The organism is Thalassotalea sp. 1_MG-2023, assembly GCF_030546745.1.
Taxonomy (GTDB): Bacteria; Pseudomonadota; Gammaproteobacteria; order Enterobacterales; family Alteromonadaceae; genus Thalassotalea_C.
On sequence record NZ_JAUOPD010000015.1, the window covers coordinates 82,512 to 97,837 of the forward strand.

The following is a 15,326-nucleotide window of genomic DNA, read 5'->3' on the forward strand; positions in this document are numbered from 1 at the left end:
CCGTATTAATTACGTTCGTCTTCACTGAGTCGGCGCGCTTCACTTTCTAGCAGAACAGGTATGCCTTTTTCAATACCGTAGGCTATCTTGTCAAAATTACACCAAAGCTCTTGTTGATCTTTTTTATACTGCAGCTTGCCTTTACATACCGGACAAGCAAGAATTTCCATCAATTTAATATCAAAAGCCATATTATCACTCTTCTTTTTGTTCTCGTTCATTGCTGACTAAAGTGAGCAATGATTCTATTAACGTTGTAGCAGATAGCTCATTAAATTCCGCATCTACCGGTAAATACCACCAATTATTATCTGCAAATATTTGACATTTAACTGCATCTTTTTCAGTCATTAACAAAGGGAGATTCTGTTCAAAATCACCGAAGTCTCTTTGTTGAAAATCATGATGATCAATAAAAGACTTTTGTTTTATAACCGAAAAACCTAACGTAGATAACAGGGTAAAAAAGCGTTCTGGCGAGCCAATGCCTGCACAAGCGTTTACCTGAGTCGACCGTAAAAGAAAATCAGCAACAGTGATTTTTTCATCCGTCGCAACATTTATCAGGTACTTTGCTTTTAATGTCATCACATGTTGTGGCGTATCTCCGCAACTTAGTGGTGTTGAATTTCCATTTACGATCACATGATCAACGGCTTTTAAGCGTTGTGTTGTTTCTCGTAAAGGCCCTGCAGGTAATAATAAACCATTACCGAATAATCGCTTACCATCGACGATGATCAGCTCAAGATCCCGTGCCATTTTATAATGCTGTAAACCGTCATCACTAATCACTAGCTCTACTGACATCGTTTTTAACTGTTCAATCGCGGCATTACGATCACTGTCAACGACAATTGGTATTCGATGACGATTAAAAATCATCATCGGTTCATCACCTACCATGGTCGCATCACTTTGTTTATTCACAACATAAGGATAATAGGGCGCCTTTGCGCCATACCCGCGGCTGATAACACCTACGTTAATATTATATGCTTTCAAACGCTCAACAAGCCATAACACTACAGGTGTTTTACCATTGCCACCTACACCAATATTACCCACGACTACCACAGGTAAGCTCGCCCTAGTCTGTGCTAACAAACCATAACGAAAGCTTAATCGCCTAAGGCTGCTAATCAACCAAAACAATGCTGATAGTGGTAATAAAATGGGTACCAATAAATAACGTGCTGGATGTTGATGAAACCACACCTTTTCAATTAATCGCATGATTAACAGTTATCCAAATTGAAACTTATGTAACTGTGCATAAGCGCCATCGGCAGCGAGTAATGATTTATGATCACCTTGTTCGACGATCTTACCTTGTTCCATAACAATAATTTTATCAGCATTTTCAATGGTGGATAAACGATGAGCAATAACGATAGACGTTCGATTTTCTTGTAACGCATTTAACGCATCTTGAATATGGCGCTCTGATTCAGTATCGAGCGCACTGGTTGCTTCATCAAGCACTAAAATGGGCGAATCACAGAGTAATGCACGCGCGATAGCGACACGTTGGCGCTGACCACCGGATAATAGTGCGCCGTTATCACCAATGTTTGTATGTAAACCTTCTGGCAATTGTTCGGCAAATTCAAGTACATGCGCTTTACGGGCAGCTTCAATAATTTCTGCTTCGCTCGCCTCAGGACGACCATAAGCAATATTATTAGCTAGGCTATCATTGAATAATACCACCTGCTGTGAAACATACGAAAACTGCTTTCGAAGGTCATTCAGCTGATAATCAATCACATTATGTCCATCTAATAACACTTGCCCTTGCGTGGCTTGATAAAAACGTAATAACAAAGAACTAGCTGTTGATTTTCCACTGCCCGAGCGACCAACAAGCGCGACTGTTTCTCCTGCGTTAACATGAAGATTAACATCAGATAACGCGAGCTTTTCATCCCCAGGGTATAAAAAGTTAACGTGTTCAAAGCGAAGCTCACCAGTAGCACGTTTTAATGGAATTGTTCCTGTGTCTTGTTCAAGTGCTTCATCTAATAAGCCAAAAATACTGTTGCTAGCTGCCATTCCCTTTTGAAATTCACTGTTTACATTAGTCAATAATTTTAAAGGCCTAAGTAGCATTGTCATGTAGGTAACCACCCCCATGAAAACACCGGCAGAAATGTTATCTACCACACCATCTAGGGTGGCAACGTAAAGCACAAACGCTAAGGCAAAGGAAGCAATAATTTGAATAAACGGTACACTTGCAGACATAGTTGCTACCATTTTCATTCGTTGTTGGCGGTTATTTTTATTTATTGCCGCAAAGCGCTCATCTTCTCGATGTTTGCCATCAAAAGTTAATACCACCTTATGGCCATTAAAGGTTTGCTCGGCAGTACGGGTAACTTCGCCCATGGAGTCTTGAATATTCTTACTCACCGTGCGAAAACGCTTTGAAACGTAGGTAACAATAAATGCGATGATTGGCGTGATCACCAAAAATATTGCCGACAACTGCCAGCTTTGCCAAAACATCAAGACCAATAAGCCAATAACAAGCCCACCTTGTTGTACTATCGTCAATAACGATTTACTAGTAGCCTGTAACACTTGTTCAGTATCGAATGTCAGTTTGGAAATTAAAGTACCTGTTGAGGTTTTATCATGAAAGGTTACCGGCATCGCCATTATGTGACTAAACATAGATTGACGTAAATCGGCGACAACATTATTACCTACCCACGCTAAGCAGTAGTTACTGAGAAAATGACAAATACCACGAATAATAAAACACACAATAACAAACAAAGGTGCCCATTTCATAAACTCAGGGTTCTCACCGGTTAGGCCTTCATCAATTAACGTAGGAAGTTTTGAAAGAAAATACACATCTATACTGGCATAGCCAAGCATGCAAATAATTGAAAAAATACCTGCTGTTTTATACTGTTTCGTGTGCCCCATTAACCGTTTAAAGTTTTGCCAAGTTTTATCTTGGTTTTCTTCTGGAGCGTTTTGTAACGGTTGTCTTTCTGTCGACGTCGACATTTACTACTCTTATCAATTAAATTCAATCTTAACTATTCTAGCTTGTTATAGAACGCCAACCAAGCTTTGATTTAATCAATAACATCACAACATTAATACCAAGAGATAGCCATTATGTTAATTAGCAAACCAGAATGGCCAATGTGTTTCTCGGTAGGTTTGCATTTGATAACCTTCAGGCCCGACAATCACCCTCACCCGTCCGTCTGTAGCGGTAGTATATGTTTTAATGTTTACTTGATGATAACGATTAACTACATCTTGATGAGGCATATTCCAGCGATTTAAAAAGCCAGCACTAAAAATAACTTCGTTTGGCGATACTGCTTGAATAAAAGACTTTGAAGAAGACGTTTTCGACCCATGATGCGGGGCAACTAACACATCTGAGTTTAATTTTTCTCCATAATTATCGACTAATGCTAGTTCAACTTTTTTTGAAATGTCCCCAGTTAATAACACACTAAACTTATCATCAGATATTCTCACGACACAGGAATCATCGTTATGATCAGCTTGTCGTTCTGTAGGGTGTAATACTTCAAAAGTTAACCGGCCAATTTTTTTAATTTGACCTGTTAAGCATGGTGTATGGTGATTTTTCTGATTAAACATTAATTCTTTTACTTGAAAGTGTGCTTCAAGGAATGCTTGACCGCTAGCATGGTCATTATCATCATGACTGATGATTAATAAATCAAGATCAGAAATCCCCTGATAGGTTAAATAAGGCTTGACCACTGACTTAGCCATAGAGAATCCACTGGGATAAGTGGCGCCAGTATCATAAACAACGGTTTGTTCATTTGCGCGAATTACCACAGACAAGCCTTGTCCAACATCCAGTACATCGACCAGCCAAATGGAGTCTCTGCTTTGCTTATTATGCAGATATGCTAGACCAACTAACGTTAATGAAACGCCACATACTGAGTAGATAAAGGTTCGTTTTCGAAAAGTAATCAATAGCATTACTACACTCACGAACACCATCACAGCAAGGATTAACCATGTGCTATGATCGATTGATATACTGGCCCACGAAAGCTTGGCAACGCTATCAAGCCAGTGCCACAATACGGTTAAACTTAACTGTGCTAACGAGATTAATACTGTTGCACTGGTTTCATTAATTACGCTAGCAATAACTGATAGTAAGGTCAGCGGCACGCAAACTACACTCACCCATGGCACCGCAATAATATTGGCCAAAATGGCAACTAACGACACTTGATATTGCATTGATGACGTTAAAGGCAAAAGCGTGAAAATCAAAAAGCCTTGAAAGCACAAGGCATACAGTACCACGTGAAAATAACGAATGAATATCGAAACATGCTCAGATTTAACGTGTTTTTTATAACGCCAAATAAATAAAAAAATGGTACTTACTGCTGAAATAGATAACCAAAAGCTCGCAGATAAAAGACTAAAAGGAGAAAATATAACAATAATAAACATCGTTAAAAGAATTAACCTTGTCGCGGTAAATTTTGTTGCTAATAATTTTGCACACCACAAAATAATGAGCATGATTGCGGCACGTATTGTGGGTTGAGAAAAACCAGCTATGTAGGCATAAAACGTCACAAAAACAAGGGTTAATAACGTAATAAATAACACTTGTGAACTAACAGTTAATTTTTTCGAAATGCGCGGAGAACTGAGAGCGATTAATGATAATAAACGCAATATTAATTTACTAAACCCGTAACTCAGCATCGCAACTACACCTAAATGCAACCCTGAAATCGCAATTAAATGCTGTGTTGCCGTTGCATTGAGCACCTGCCATTGTGCCTCTGATATTTGATGTTTTAAACCAAAGGTTAGTGCAAGTAATAAAGCATTGTTTTGATGTTTTGGTAATAAGTTTTGATAATGTTCATAAAGATGCTGTCTGACACTAGCCTTAGATTTAATCGGCGACATCCCTTTAATAACATAACCCGTTGCGTGAATATTATGCTGTCTTAACCACGTTTGGTAATGAAAACCGCCTTCATTAGCAAGACCGTATGCGGGTTTTATTTTTATTTTTAATTGCCACTTTTGCCCTTGTTTCAACGCATTTTTATGACTTTTCCAGCTAAGCCTTACATTAATCGGTTGATTAAGCACTTGCCCAGAAAATTGTGTTATTGAAAAATTAAACCGTTGAGTTTTTTCCTTCATTTGAGGAATACTGAGCACCTCACCTATCACTGTATAAGACGATTTATGCAATAATTCAGTTGAAATATTATTATTCTGCCATATGTCTTCATACTGGGCGCCATGATAAAGTATCCATGCAACTCCCAAACAAAACCAAACTAAGCTTTTATTTGTCAAAAAAATACCAACGATTAGACTTAAAAGCGTAAACAAGAGCGCATAAAATAAACTTGGCACTATTGGTAAAAAAAGTGACAATAGCGCCCCAATGAGAAATGACGATAACCAACGATCCATCGTGATTGAAATCCTTAACTTGATAAATTAGACGTCCATGCCTAAGAAAACGATTAAAAAGCTGCTGCCAGATCATCAAAAAATCAAAGCAAATAAGCATTTGCAGATCTTCGGTGACTTAATTCATAACGGTAATTTATGGCATTTAAATCGTCGTTCTGTCGCTAAAGCGTTTGCTGTTGGCTTATTTTGTGCCTTTATTCCTATCCCTTTTCAAATGGTGTTAGCAGCAGGCTTAGCTATTATAGTACATGCAAATCTACCGCTATCTATCGCATTAGTGTGGATCACTAACCCTGTCACCATGCCGGCAATTTTTTATTTTTGTTATGTTGTTGGCACGTGGATTCTAGGTAAGCAAGAACAAGCTTTTGCGTTTGTTCCAAGCTGGCAATGGGTTGTAGACAGCGTTTCAACTATAGGTCCGTCTTTTTTACTGGGCTGTGCGGTACTGGCAACCTTATTTTCTTTAATAGGCTATTTTGGAATTCATGGCCTTTGGCGTTACTCCGTGAATAAAGCGTGGAAAAAACGAATGAAAAGGTGATGGTTAAAGCGGTTAACAATAACCGCTTTGTAGATTCGATATTATTTTCTCGCGATTAAATGCACTGTACTGGTTGAGCGCTCTAAAAATGCTCCTTCACAATAAGCAAAATAATATAGCCATAAACGTTTAAACTCTTCGTCATATCCTAAGGTTGATAGTTCAGGCCAAGCATTTAAAAAAGCCTTACGCCAATCTGCCAAGGTTTTTGCATAATGTAATCCAATATCGTGCAGCTCTTCCATTACTAACGACGTATGCTTCGTAAGTTGATTTGTTAACTCACTGATCGAAGGTAAAAAACCACCTGGAAAAATATATCGTTGAATAAAATCAACATTCTTTCGGTAATAATCAAACCGCTGATCAGCAATAGTTATTGATTGGATCAGTAACTTACCGCCTGGCTTAAGCCGATCGTGACACTGTTGAAAAAAGCTTGGTAGATAATCATAGCCAACAGCTTCTATCATTTCTATCGACACTAGCTTATCGTATTCACCAGTTAACGCACGGTAATCTTCTTTCAATAAGGTAATACGATCTTCTAAACCGAGTGCCTTTATTTTATCACTCACATAAGCGTACTGTGCATCTGAAATCGTCGTCGTGGTAACTTTACAGCCATAATGCATTGCCGCATGAACGGCTAATCCGCCCCACCCCGTACCAATTTCTAGCAAATGATCATTTTCGTGCAATGAAAGTCGCTGACAAATAATATCTAGTTTGTGTTTTTGTGCTTGCGCTAAACTCGCCTCTTCGGATGGGTAAATAGCGGCAGAATACACCATTTCTGGATCTAAAAAGCGTGTATAGAGTTCGTTACCTAAATCGTAATGCGCAAGAATATTGCGCTTTGAGCCTTGCTGACTGTTTCGATTAAAACGGTGAAAAATCACATTTTTTAACTTACCGAGCCAAGAAGCATTTTTCTCAAGTTCATCGGTAAGTTGCTGTGCCCTAGCGAAAATTTGAATAACGTGAGTTAAGTTTGGTGAGGTCCATTTTCCATCAATAAATGCTTCTGCTGCACCTATACTACCGCCACGCACAAAGTCTCGGTAAGTCGATGTATCATGAATAACAATGGTGCCGGTAATACTATCAGAATTAATTCGATTAGCAGGAAAGCTAAAGGTAGCAGCACCTTGAACAATATCGATGCAACCAAATTGAATGTTATCTAATACCGAGAATACGAGCTCACGACAACGTTTGTTAATCCAAGTTTCTGTTGGCTCATTAACCTTACTTTCTACAAGTTGCTCCACATTAAGCTCCTACTGCTACAATCTTTTTTTCTGCTGATAAGAAACAAAGGGTATTTTTTTTAAAAATAACTTGAATGCTTGCCAGTAAATGCCCGTAACAATTGACAACGACATAGCAGGCAATTGACACCATGTTTTCAATAGGGCTTTGGCTGCTAAGGGTTGTTTCTTCAACCGTAAGTGGGCGTCAAATACTGTCAACGTATCACCTTGATTCATTTTTCTATTTTCTATATGGATCAACAAATTATCGTCCATACTCACTGGCGGCTTAACGTGCCATACATAATGCATATCTAGATCCATAAATGGCGAGACATGAAAGGCTTTTTCGTTGACCTTTTCACCCAGTAAGTCAACCAAATAATAATGGCGTTCATTCCACGGTGTGTTACTCACTTCCGCTAGCATGTATTGACATTGTCCTTCTGAATCGTAACAAAAGTAGAAATTTGCTGGACTAAAGTAAATACCAAAACATCTTGCCTGAACGAGCATTACAACTTGAGAGATCGCCGCTGTACCACCCAATGCCTTTACTTTCTCTACAATACGTACCTTAAGCGTTCCTGGTTCACCTGCGAGGTAATCTTTTTCAACAAATCTTATTGGCTGCCACCATTTTTTGCCGAATAAGCGCGAGGCTGAAAACGCCTGTTCAAGCGTATCTAGATTAAGTGCCAACATATATAAGCGATAAGAGAATTGGTGCCGTTTTGGCGTAAATCTTCTGTGCTGGATATCACCAACATAAATATAAGAATTTAATGGTGTACCTGTGGATGATTTCATTGGTGGTCTTTCGCTAAAAAACAATCAAACCTGGCTGCAACATCAAGCGCACTTCTTACACCATCTTCATGAAACCCATTATACCAATAAGCACCACAAAAATGCGTATTGCCAACACCACATACTTCACTACGTCGTTGTTGTGCTGCAAGTGACTGCACTGAAAATACAGGATGATAATAGGTAAACTCTCTCAATATTTTTTCTGGCGCGATTGCCTCTTTTTGGTTAAGTGTCACACAAAATGTGTGTTCAGTATCTAATCCCTGCAATATATTCATGTTATAAGTTACGCTCGCAGGTTTTGTTCGGTTATCGCTTAATTGATAATTCCAACTTGCCCAAGCCTTTTTACGCACGGGTAACAAAGTGTCATCAGTATGTAGTACTACAGAATTAGCCGCATAAGGCATTGCTGAAAGTATTTCGGTTTCTTTAGGTTTAGGGGCATCTAGCAACGAAAGCGCTTGATCTGAATGACACGCAAACACCACGTCGTCAAATACTTTTTCAGATTGGTCTTGAAAAACTAACGTTACACTATTATCACGTCGTTGCACTGAACGTATCTGTGCATCTACCGAAATGTTGTTTTTAAATGGCGCGATTAAAGGCGTAAGGTAATTTCTCGAACCTTTGGGTATTACATACCACTGAGGTCTATTTGTAACGTTCAATAAACCATGATTGTAAAAAAACTGAATAAAAAAGCGTAGCTGGAACTGCTCCATTTGTGCTAAAGAGCTTGACCAAATCGCCGCTCCCATTGGCAAAATGTAATGCTCTGAAAAGTATTTATTAAAGCCATTTTGCTGCAAAAAACTACCCAAGGTTTCGTGTGCTAAAATACTTTGCTTTTGATAAACAGCTTTGCAAAGTTTATTAAAGCGTAATATGTCTAAAATTAAACGCCAAAACTTGGGGTTTAATAGATTGCGTTTTTGAGCAAAAAGTGTCGCTAAGGTATGGCCATTATATTCTAATCCCGTTTGGCAGTTATGCACCGAGAAACTCATTTCAGTGGCTTGTTTATCTACGCCAATACTTGCCAGTAAAGCTAAAAAATTGGGGTAAGTTTTATTATTAAAGACAATAAAACCCGTATCAATTGCATAGGACCTACCGTCTACTTCTACATCAACAGTCGCCGTGTGACCACCAATATTACTCTGGCTTTCAAAAACACTAACATGATGTTTTTTGGACAGAACATGTGCTGCGGTTAATCCTGAAATACCTGCACCTATCACTGCTATATGCTTCATTGATAATCACCTATTTACATCAAACGATGTCTTAAAAATTGAGGCATAAAAGCGAGAACTTTCAATAGCCATGTTAATCTTTTTGGGAAATGTATGTATTGTTTTTTCTTCATTACACCTTTATAGATGCGTTGTGCAGCTTCTGGTGCTGAAAGTATAAAAGGCATATTGAAGGTGTTTTTATCGGTCAGTGGGATTTCAACAAAGCCTGGGTGCACTAAACTTACACCGATTTGGTGTTTTTCAAGATCAAGTCTCAAACTGTTAGCAAGGTAATTTATCCCTGCTTTTGAGGCGCCATATGCTTCAGCTTTAGGAAACGGTAATAATGTTGCCGCTGAACTGACCAATACTACTTGTCCACCTTTGTTTACTTTTGGCAAAAATGCCGCCAATACGTTACCCAACGAAGTTAAATTAGTATTAATAATCCGTGCAAAATCAGCGGCATTAAATGCCATAACATCATCAATGTAAGCACAATCGCCCGCGTTTAAAATCAGTATATCGATGGAATCCACCTGACTAGCCGCAAGGTTTACTTGCTCGGTTACATTAATGTCAAACGATAAAGGCCAACAAGTTGCAGAGCGTTCTTTGAGTTGTTGAAGCTTATCTTCATTGCGGCCACATGGATACATGGTGTGACAGTGTTTACTAAAAAGTGAAAAAAGTGCTTCGCCAATTCCTGACGTGGCACCTGTAATCAATACATTTTTGCCGACGTTCATACTGTATTTACTCGTGCTTTTAACCAAGAAATGATTCGTCCTAAAACAGGAACATGTTGATACAGCATTTGACCTAAATCGATATAATCTCGATGATAAATGACTTTCCCTCCCCTCGCTTTCAAAAAGGAGTGCCCTTCTACAGCAATTGGCTTACCACCATTAAGCTTTGAATGTTGATACGTCATCAACCAATACACCGCGGCGTGGTCATTTTGATAGAAAGCGTGTGTGATCTCAAATTGGCAATAGGGTACATTTTCGTAGAGTTCACTAAAGTATCTTGTTAAGGCTACCAATCCCTCGACTTGGTGCATCGGATCAATAAACACCACATCATGGTGATAAATTAATGCAAGCTCTTCGAAAGTACTATCTGCAGAAAGTGATTGATAAGTCTCACAGAATTTGACCAACCACGCTGGTTTCTGCGTGATATCTTGTTCAGATAATTGCTCAATATGATGTAGCAAAATGAATCCTCAAATACATTTCTATAAAATTCGTTTATCGATAAAACGCCAGTGCTTGTTCTCTCGCCGCTTTATGGTCAACAATTGCCGGCCAGTAAGCTATATCACGATGAGACTTCATATAACCATGCGGAAAGTGCACATGCTTGTCAGGCACTTTATCAAGCTCTGGTAAATACTTACGAACAAACTCTCCTTTTGGATCAAATCTTTCCCCTTGTCGTATCGGATTAAAAATTCTAAAGTAAGGTTGTGCATCACATCCCGTGCTTGCTGCCCATTGCCAACCACCATTATTTGCAGCAAGATCACCATCAATTAACGTTGACATAAAGTATTGCTCACCCAATCGCCAATCAATAAGTAAGTGTTTAGTGAGAAAACTGGCAACAACCATTCTCAAGCGATTATGCATCCAGCCGGTTTGATTGAGTTGACGCATCGCAGCATCAACGATGGGGTAACCCGTTTGCCCTAAACACCACGCATTGAATTTCGCTTTATCATAAGGCCAAGTAATGTTCGCATATTTGTCATTAAACATTTGATGTCGGCAAAGTTTAGGGAAGTGATGTAACAAGTGACGATAAAAATCGCGCCAGATAAGTTCATTTAGCCAAGAAAACGCGGAGCTATCATGCGCAGTTAATAAATCAGGGTGTTTATTCAAAATTAACTGCAGTAAATATCTTGGACTTAACGCGCCGATAGCTAAATAAGGAGATAGACCTGAGGTCCCTTTTATTGAGGGGATATCTCGAAATTGATGATATTGGTCATGTTTGTTCGCAAAAAAATCAGGAATAATGTTTGCTTCAACGTCATCAACTAGTGGCCAATGCAAAGAAGTGTTATCGCTGTTCAACAAGTCATTATCTGCTGCGTAACCTGATTTATCAGTCATATCAACAGACAACGTTTGAGCGCTTGGTTTACCCAGATACTCAAAACCATAAGTTTTTACATGACTTAACCACGCACGCTTAAAGGGGGTAAACACTTTAAACATATCTCCCGCTTTATTCAGCACTTTACCTTTACTAACAATAACGTCGGCTTCAAAAAGTGTTAAAGAAAGGCCCGAGTCCGCTAATGCTTTATCTCGATTTCTTTCATTTATCTCAAGTTCTTCGTTAGCGATGATATTAACCGAGTCTTGGCGTGAAATTTCACCTTTTAAAAATTCAACTTGCTCTCTAAAGTCGTCAACTTGATGTATTTCAAGCTGCACACCTAATGCTTTTAACTGCGTTTGCAGCAAATGTACGTGACGTTTAATTAAATCTATTTTTATACGTGCCCAATGATGCTGTTGCCATTGAAGTGGTGTTAAAATATATACAGCGCGATCACCTGCTTTGTAATGGGTTAAAAAGTGTTTTAAAGCAGGGTTATCATGTATACGTAAATCATTTCTAAACCAAAGTAATTGCATAACGTCTCATCTGCTTAGTATGTTTATTATTTGAAAAGAAAAACGACGAACTCTTTTGGTTAAGCTATCGTCGTTTGATTGTAATGTTATGCTTAATAGCCGTATCTAAGTTTTAAACTTTCAGGGTAAGGGTTTAAATAGGCCTGCTTAGCTAAATAGGCCTTAGGGTGAGACAACAAATAGTGTTTTATGAGTGTCAACGGCACGAATAATGGCACTAATCCAGTACGATATGCATCAATTTGTTGACACAGTTCTTGGCGTTCTTCAGCCGATAAATGCTTAGAAAAATACCCTTGAATATGCGCTAAGGTATTAGCGTGCTTTTTACGGGTCGCTTTAATTTTTAACGCTGTCATCAAACCAGTGATATACGCTTGGGCAAGCTCTTCAAGTGGTAAGTCATTCCCAGCCAGTAATTGACCCAATTCTTTGTAAGCAACAAGATCATGGCTCATTACGGTATACTTATACTGGCTATGAAACTGAGTTAGTTTGTGCTTTGTCAGCCCTGACTCTACCAGTGATTGCCAATGTTTGTAGGCAAAAACTCTCGCGACGAAGTTTTCTTTTATAATCGGATCATTTAACCGACCATTTTCTTCACAGGGCAATAATGGATTTGCTTTCATAATTTCCTTGGCAAATGCACCAACACCAGTTGATGGTAACGAATTACCCTCAGCAGAATAAATTTTCACCCGCTCCATGCCGCAGCTTGGGCTTTTGGCACAGAAAATAAAACCACTAAAACTATCAGAAAATTTGGCTATTTTCTTACCATACGCAGATAACGCCTCTGTCACATCACCGCTGCCATCAGGCCTTGCAACCTTAATGACATTATCTTTTTCAATTAACCTAATGGTAGGTCGAGGTACAGGCAAGCCGATCGCAACTTCAGGACAAAAGGTTTTAAACGTCACGTGTTGTCCAAGCTCTTTGTTACAAAAACTTGAAGGCTTATTGCTGGCATCAAATCGAACTTTTTCACCAGCAATACAAGCACTAATACCAATCGTAATGTCTTTTTTATCAAATAAATTATGCATGCTTTCACCCACTAATAAATAAAGTTGCCTATAGGATTAAGAAGCTTATTGATACCTTGTGTAAACTTCTGCGGCGCATTAGCGACGGTATAACAAAGGCACCCTTGCTCTGAAACAGGATGATGAACATGTTGACCATCAAGCATAATAAAATCACCGGGAAAATACTCCCCCATTTCATCAGTGAAACTACCTTCAACTAACACTGTTAATTCAAAGCCGTTGTGCGTATGCATGGGCACACCACCGCCAGGCTCAATGTGAAGTAAACTTGTATGGATTTCGCCTTCATCAAGCATGACTCTAGCGCGCGATAATTTGCCAATATTGGCGCTACTTGATATTTCCATATGTTGCATCGCTCTGGGAAGCTGATACGGTGTATCACGTAATGTAATTGTTTTCGCTTCAGTTGGCTTGGTTAACGTAATACTGTCATCACTACAAATATTGTCTAACATTTGCTCAAAATCAACTGACATAGTTTCGTCACTTACATTTCCAAAATGTAATGGATCATGTTCAGGTTCAAAACTCACTTCAGCTATTTGCTCAGTTAATAAAGCTATTTGCTTACGACATTCATCACATTTATCGGCATGTATAGATACACCTGCAGCCAATGATGCGGGTAGGTCGCCTGTAACATAAGCTTTTAACATTTCAAAAGTAGGATGATGTTTAATCATGGTCTGCTCCTAACTGCGCCTTTAGTTTCGCTAAGGCTAGGCGTAATCGTGATTTTATCGTGCCTAAAGGTAATCCAAGGTGATTTGCAAGTTGCTCTTGCGACATCTCCATAAAATAAAAACCTTTAATCACTTGTTGCTGGTTTTCAGGAAGTGTTTCGATAACAGACATGATGTTATTGCTCGCTAGATGATCTTCAAACAATTCATCGTCGGCTGCACTTTGCTCTGCAATTGGCCAAATATCGTCACTTAACGTATCTTCTCTATTGCTTTTAACTTTTCTAAGCAAATCAAATGTAACGTTACGCATTACAGTGTAGACCCAAGTTGTTGCTGCACCTTTTTGCGCATCAAATAAATGCGCTTTGCGCCAAACATTAGACATTGTTTCTTGTACAACTTCGCTAGCTTGCGCTTCGCTTCCTATTTTCGTCTTTGCAATACGTAATATTTTTGGTGCAAAAAACTTAAAGAGCTCACTAAAAGCTAATTTGTCACGTTGCTCTGCAACAGATATAAGCCACTGACTTAATTGCTGATGTTCAGCTGAATCGTTCATAGCTTTAGGTGTAACACTTGAACCAATAACTGACAAGTTTATTTGCCTAACCGCCATCATTTTTACTTCCATAAAACTCAGATAGACATTAATACGCACAAGGTTATGTTACGGATCACAAATTTAGTTTTTATTTTTCAGGTAATACGATATTTTGAACAAACTGTTTTGCGGCCTTAAATGAATGCTGATTCGCGAACATCATTTTATCTTCAAGGTTAATTGGCAGTAGCTCTAACCAGCGAGCAATAACCCAATTAGCATTGTCTTTAAAGCCAGATTGATACATATCAGTAAGTAATTTATTGTCTTCGAATACTTTCAATAATGACATCGACAGGTGACTTGTTTTATCGTCATGCATACGTTCAGGCCAATGTTCTACGTGCGTTATATCGCCATGATGTAAGTTATCTTTATCTACTATTAATTCAGATAACGTGACTAATTGCTTACATTTCACATCGATGACCAACACGCCTTGTTCATCTTGATCAAAATTTATAATATCTACCCAACTCGCCAAATTTCTTTCACCTTTTTGCGCATTAGTCGCTGTCGACAAAATGGCAAAACCTTGCGCTTTCGTCGCCAGTTTCACCATATTTAAATAGCGTTGTTCAAAAATTCGTAACCGTGTAATTCCTTGTGGTAATAGAAATACAGGTAAAGGGAATATCGGTAACTTCATTAAAATCTATTCTTGCTGTCTTTGTAATTATTACGTAACCAACCTACATTTTGATCACAAAAAAATGCCCCTGTTCTAGGGGCAAATTAACATGCATTCATTTAAAAAGTTCTACGGGATAATTACTACTCATTCTCAGCACTGGTAATAACGGTATCAATCACGTGAATAACACCATGAGTTGCCAAGGTATTTTAAATAACAAAATTTGCGCCGCCAAACATCTCGTTATCTATTTCAGCATTAATCATTACTAGAGAGTGTTGATCTTTGCTGTTTGAGTTTTGTTCAAGGTAAACGCCTTCTGATCGCGGCACTTGGATTCTTGCATAGTCAT

At 38.7% G+C, this 15,326-nt stretch carries 15 protein-coding genes; 1 reads left to right on the forward strand and 14 read right to left on the reverse strand.

From position 1 onward, the window contains the following. Window positions 1-5: 5 nt before the first annotated feature. From Q4489_RS12725 to Q4489_RS12740, 4 genes are all read right to left on the reverse strand, one after another. Window positions 6-191 carry a Trm112 family protein gene (locus Q4489_RS12725; RefSeq protein ID WP_303480956.1) on the reverse strand — a complete coding sequence of 62 codons (186 nt, stop codon included), beginning with the start codon at window positions 189-191 and terminating at the stop codon, window positions 6-8. Between the two features lie 4 nt (window positions 192-195). Beyond that, a complete protein-coding gene (lpxK, locus tag Q4489_RS12730) occupies window positions 196-1,236 on the reverse strand; it encodes a tetraacyldisaccharide 4'-kinase (RefSeq protein WP_303480958.1) in 1,041 nt (346 codons plus the stop codon). A 9-nt stretch (window positions 1,237-1,245) separates the two neighbouring features. Further along, a complete protein-coding gene (gene msbA, locus Q4489_RS12735) occupies window positions 1,246-2,940 on the reverse strand; it encodes a lipid A export permease/ATP-binding protein MsbA (protein WP_303480980.1) in 1,695 nt (564 codons plus the stop codon). 201 nt (window positions 2,941-3,141) lie between these two features. After that, entirely contained in the window at window positions 3,142-5,478 is a 2,337-nt protein-coding gene (locus tag Q4489_RS12740; protein WP_303480961.1) for a DNA internalization-related competence protein ComEC/Rec2, read from the reverse strand. 37 nt (window positions 5,479-5,515) lie between these two features. On the opposite strand from Q4489_RS12740, the gene Q4489_RS12745 reads away from it, so the two are divergent. Beyond that, window positions 5,516-6,025 carry a DUF2062 domain-containing protein gene (locus Q4489_RS12745; protein WP_303480963.1) on the forward strand — a complete coding sequence of 170 codons (510 nt, stop codon included), beginning with the start codon at window positions 5,516-5,518 and terminating at the stop codon, window positions 6,023-6,025. 41 nt (window positions 6,026-6,066) lie between these two features. On the opposite strand, the gene Q4489_RS12750 is transcribed toward Q4489_RS12745, so the two are convergent. The 10 genes from Q4489_RS12750 to Q4489_RS12795 all read right to left on the reverse strand — a co-directional run bounded on the left by Q4489_RS12750 (window position 6,067) and on the right by Q4489_RS12795 (window position 14,989). Further along, on the reverse strand, window positions 6,067-7,299 hold the full coding sequence (locus tag Q4489_RS12750; protein ID WP_303480965.1) for a cyclopropane-fatty-acyl-phospholipid synthase family protein: 1,233 nt from the start codon (window positions 7,297-7,299) through the stop codon (window positions 6,067-6,069). 15 nt (window positions 7,300-7,314) lie between these two features. Beyond that, complete coding sequence (locus Q4489_RS12755; RefSeq protein ID WP_303480966.1) at window positions 7,315-8,091, reverse strand: DUF1365 domain-containing protein; 777 nt, start codon at window positions 8,089-8,091, stop codon at window positions 7,315-7,317. Beyond that, a complete protein-coding gene (locus Q4489_RS12760; RefSeq protein ID WP_303480967.1) occupies window positions 8,088-9,356 on the reverse strand; it encodes an NAD(P)/FAD-dependent oxidoreductase in 1,269 nt (422 codons plus the stop codon). Before Q4489_RS12760 ends, Q4489_RS12755 begins: the two co-directional genes overlap by 4 nt. Before the next feature lie 14 nt (window positions 9,357-9,370). After that, window positions 9,371-10,087, reverse strand: coding sequence for an SDR family NAD(P)-dependent oxidoreductase (locus Q4489_RS12765; RefSeq protein WP_303480968.1), 717 nt, complete (start codon window positions 10,085-10,087; stop codon window positions 9,371-9,373). Continuing rightward, a complete protein-coding gene (locus tag Q4489_RS12770; protein WP_303480970.1) occupies window positions 10,084-10,560 on the reverse strand; it encodes a nuclear transport factor 2 family protein in 477 nt (158 codons plus the stop codon). The genes Q4489_RS12765 and Q4489_RS12770 overlap by 4 nt, the downstream gene beginning before the upstream one ends. Before the next feature lie 34 nt (window positions 10,561-10,594). Further along, window positions 10,595-11,995 carry a deoxyribodipyrimidine photo-lyase gene (gene phrB / locus Q4489_RS12775; protein ID WP_303480972.1) on the reverse strand — a complete coding sequence of 467 codons (1,401 nt, stop codon included), beginning with the start codon at window positions 11,993-11,995 and terminating at the stop codon, window positions 10,595-10,597. Between the two features lie 92 nt (window positions 11,996-12,087). Beyond that, a complete protein-coding gene (locus tag Q4489_RS12780) occupies window positions 12,088-13,047 on the reverse strand; it encodes a DUF523 and DUF1722 domain-containing protein (RefSeq protein ID WP_303480974.1) in 960 nt (319 codons plus the stop codon). Between the two features lie 11 nt (window positions 13,048-13,058). After that, on the reverse strand, window positions 13,059-13,736 hold the full coding sequence (locus Q4489_RS12785) for a ChrR family anti-sigma-E factor (protein WP_303480976.1): 678 nt from the start codon (window positions 13,734-13,736) through the stop codon (window positions 13,059-13,061). Next, window positions 13,729-14,355, reverse strand: a complete 627-nt coding sequence (locus Q4489_RS12790; protein ID WP_303480982.1) for a sigma-70 family RNA polymerase sigma factor — start codon at window positions 14,353-14,355, stop codon at window positions 13,729-13,731. The genes Q4489_RS12785 and Q4489_RS12790 overlap by 8 nt, the downstream gene beginning before the upstream one ends. 73 nt (window positions 14,356-14,428) lie before the next feature. Further along, entirely contained in the window at window positions 14,429-14,989 is a 561-nt protein-coding gene (locus Q4489_RS12795; protein ID WP_303480978.1) for an LON peptidase substrate-binding domain-containing protein, read from the reverse strand. Between the last annotated feature and the right edge of the window lie 337 nt (window positions 14,990-15,326).

Excerpts from the sequence above, each read along its gene's own strand:
- Q4489_RS12725 (WP_303480956.1), bottom strand. The coding sequence starts at position 191 with ATGGCTTTTGATATTAAATTGATGGAAATTCTTGCTTGTCCGGTATGT.
- lpxK (WP_303480958.1), bottom strand. The coding sequence starts at position 1,236 with ATGCGATTAATTGAAAAGGTGTGGTTTCATCAACATCCAGCACGTTAT.
- msbA (WP_303480980.1), bottom strand. The coding sequence starts at position 2,940 with ATGGGGCACACGAAACAGTATAAAACAGCAGGTATTTTTTCAATTATT.
- Q4489_RS12740 (WP_303480961.1), bottom strand. The coding sequence starts at position 5,478 with ATGGATCGTTGGTTATCGTCATTTCTCATTGGGGCGCTATTGTCACTT.
- Q4489_RS12745 (WP_303480963.1), top strand. The coding sequence starts at position 5,516 with ATGCCTAAGAAAACGATTAAAAAGCTGCTGCCAGATCATCAAAAAATC.
- Q4489_RS12755 (WP_303480966.1), bottom strand. The coding sequence starts at position 8,091 with ATGAAATCATCCACAGGTACACCATTAAATTCTTATATTTATGTTGGT.
- Q4489_RS12760 (WP_303480967.1), bottom strand. The coding sequence starts at position 9,356 with ATGAAGCATATAGCAGTGATAGGTGCAGGTATTTCAGGATTAACCGCA.
- Q4489_RS12765 (WP_303480968.1), bottom strand. The coding sequence starts at position 10,087 with ATGAACGTCGGCAAAAATGTATTGATTACAGGTGCCACGTCAGGAATT.
- phrB (WP_303480972.1), bottom strand. The coding sequence starts at position 11,995 with ATGCAATTACTTTGGTTTAGAAATGATTTACGTATACATGATAACCCT.
- Q4489_RS12780 (WP_303480974.1), bottom strand. The coding sequence starts at position 13,047 with ATGCATAATTTATTTGATAAAAAAGACATTACGATTGGTATTAGTGCT.
- Q4489_RS12785 (WP_303480976.1), bottom strand. The coding sequence starts at position 13,736 with ATGATTAAACATCATCCTACTTTTGAAATGTTAAAAGCTTATGTTACA.
- Q4489_RS12790 (WP_303480982.1), bottom strand. The coding sequence starts at position 14,355 with ATGGCGGTTAGGCAAATAAACTTGTCAGTTATTGGTTCAAGTGTTACA.
- Q4489_RS12795 (WP_303480978.1), bottom strand. The coding sequence starts at position 14,989 with ATGAAGTTACCGATATTCCCTTTACCTGTATTTCTATTACCACAAGGA.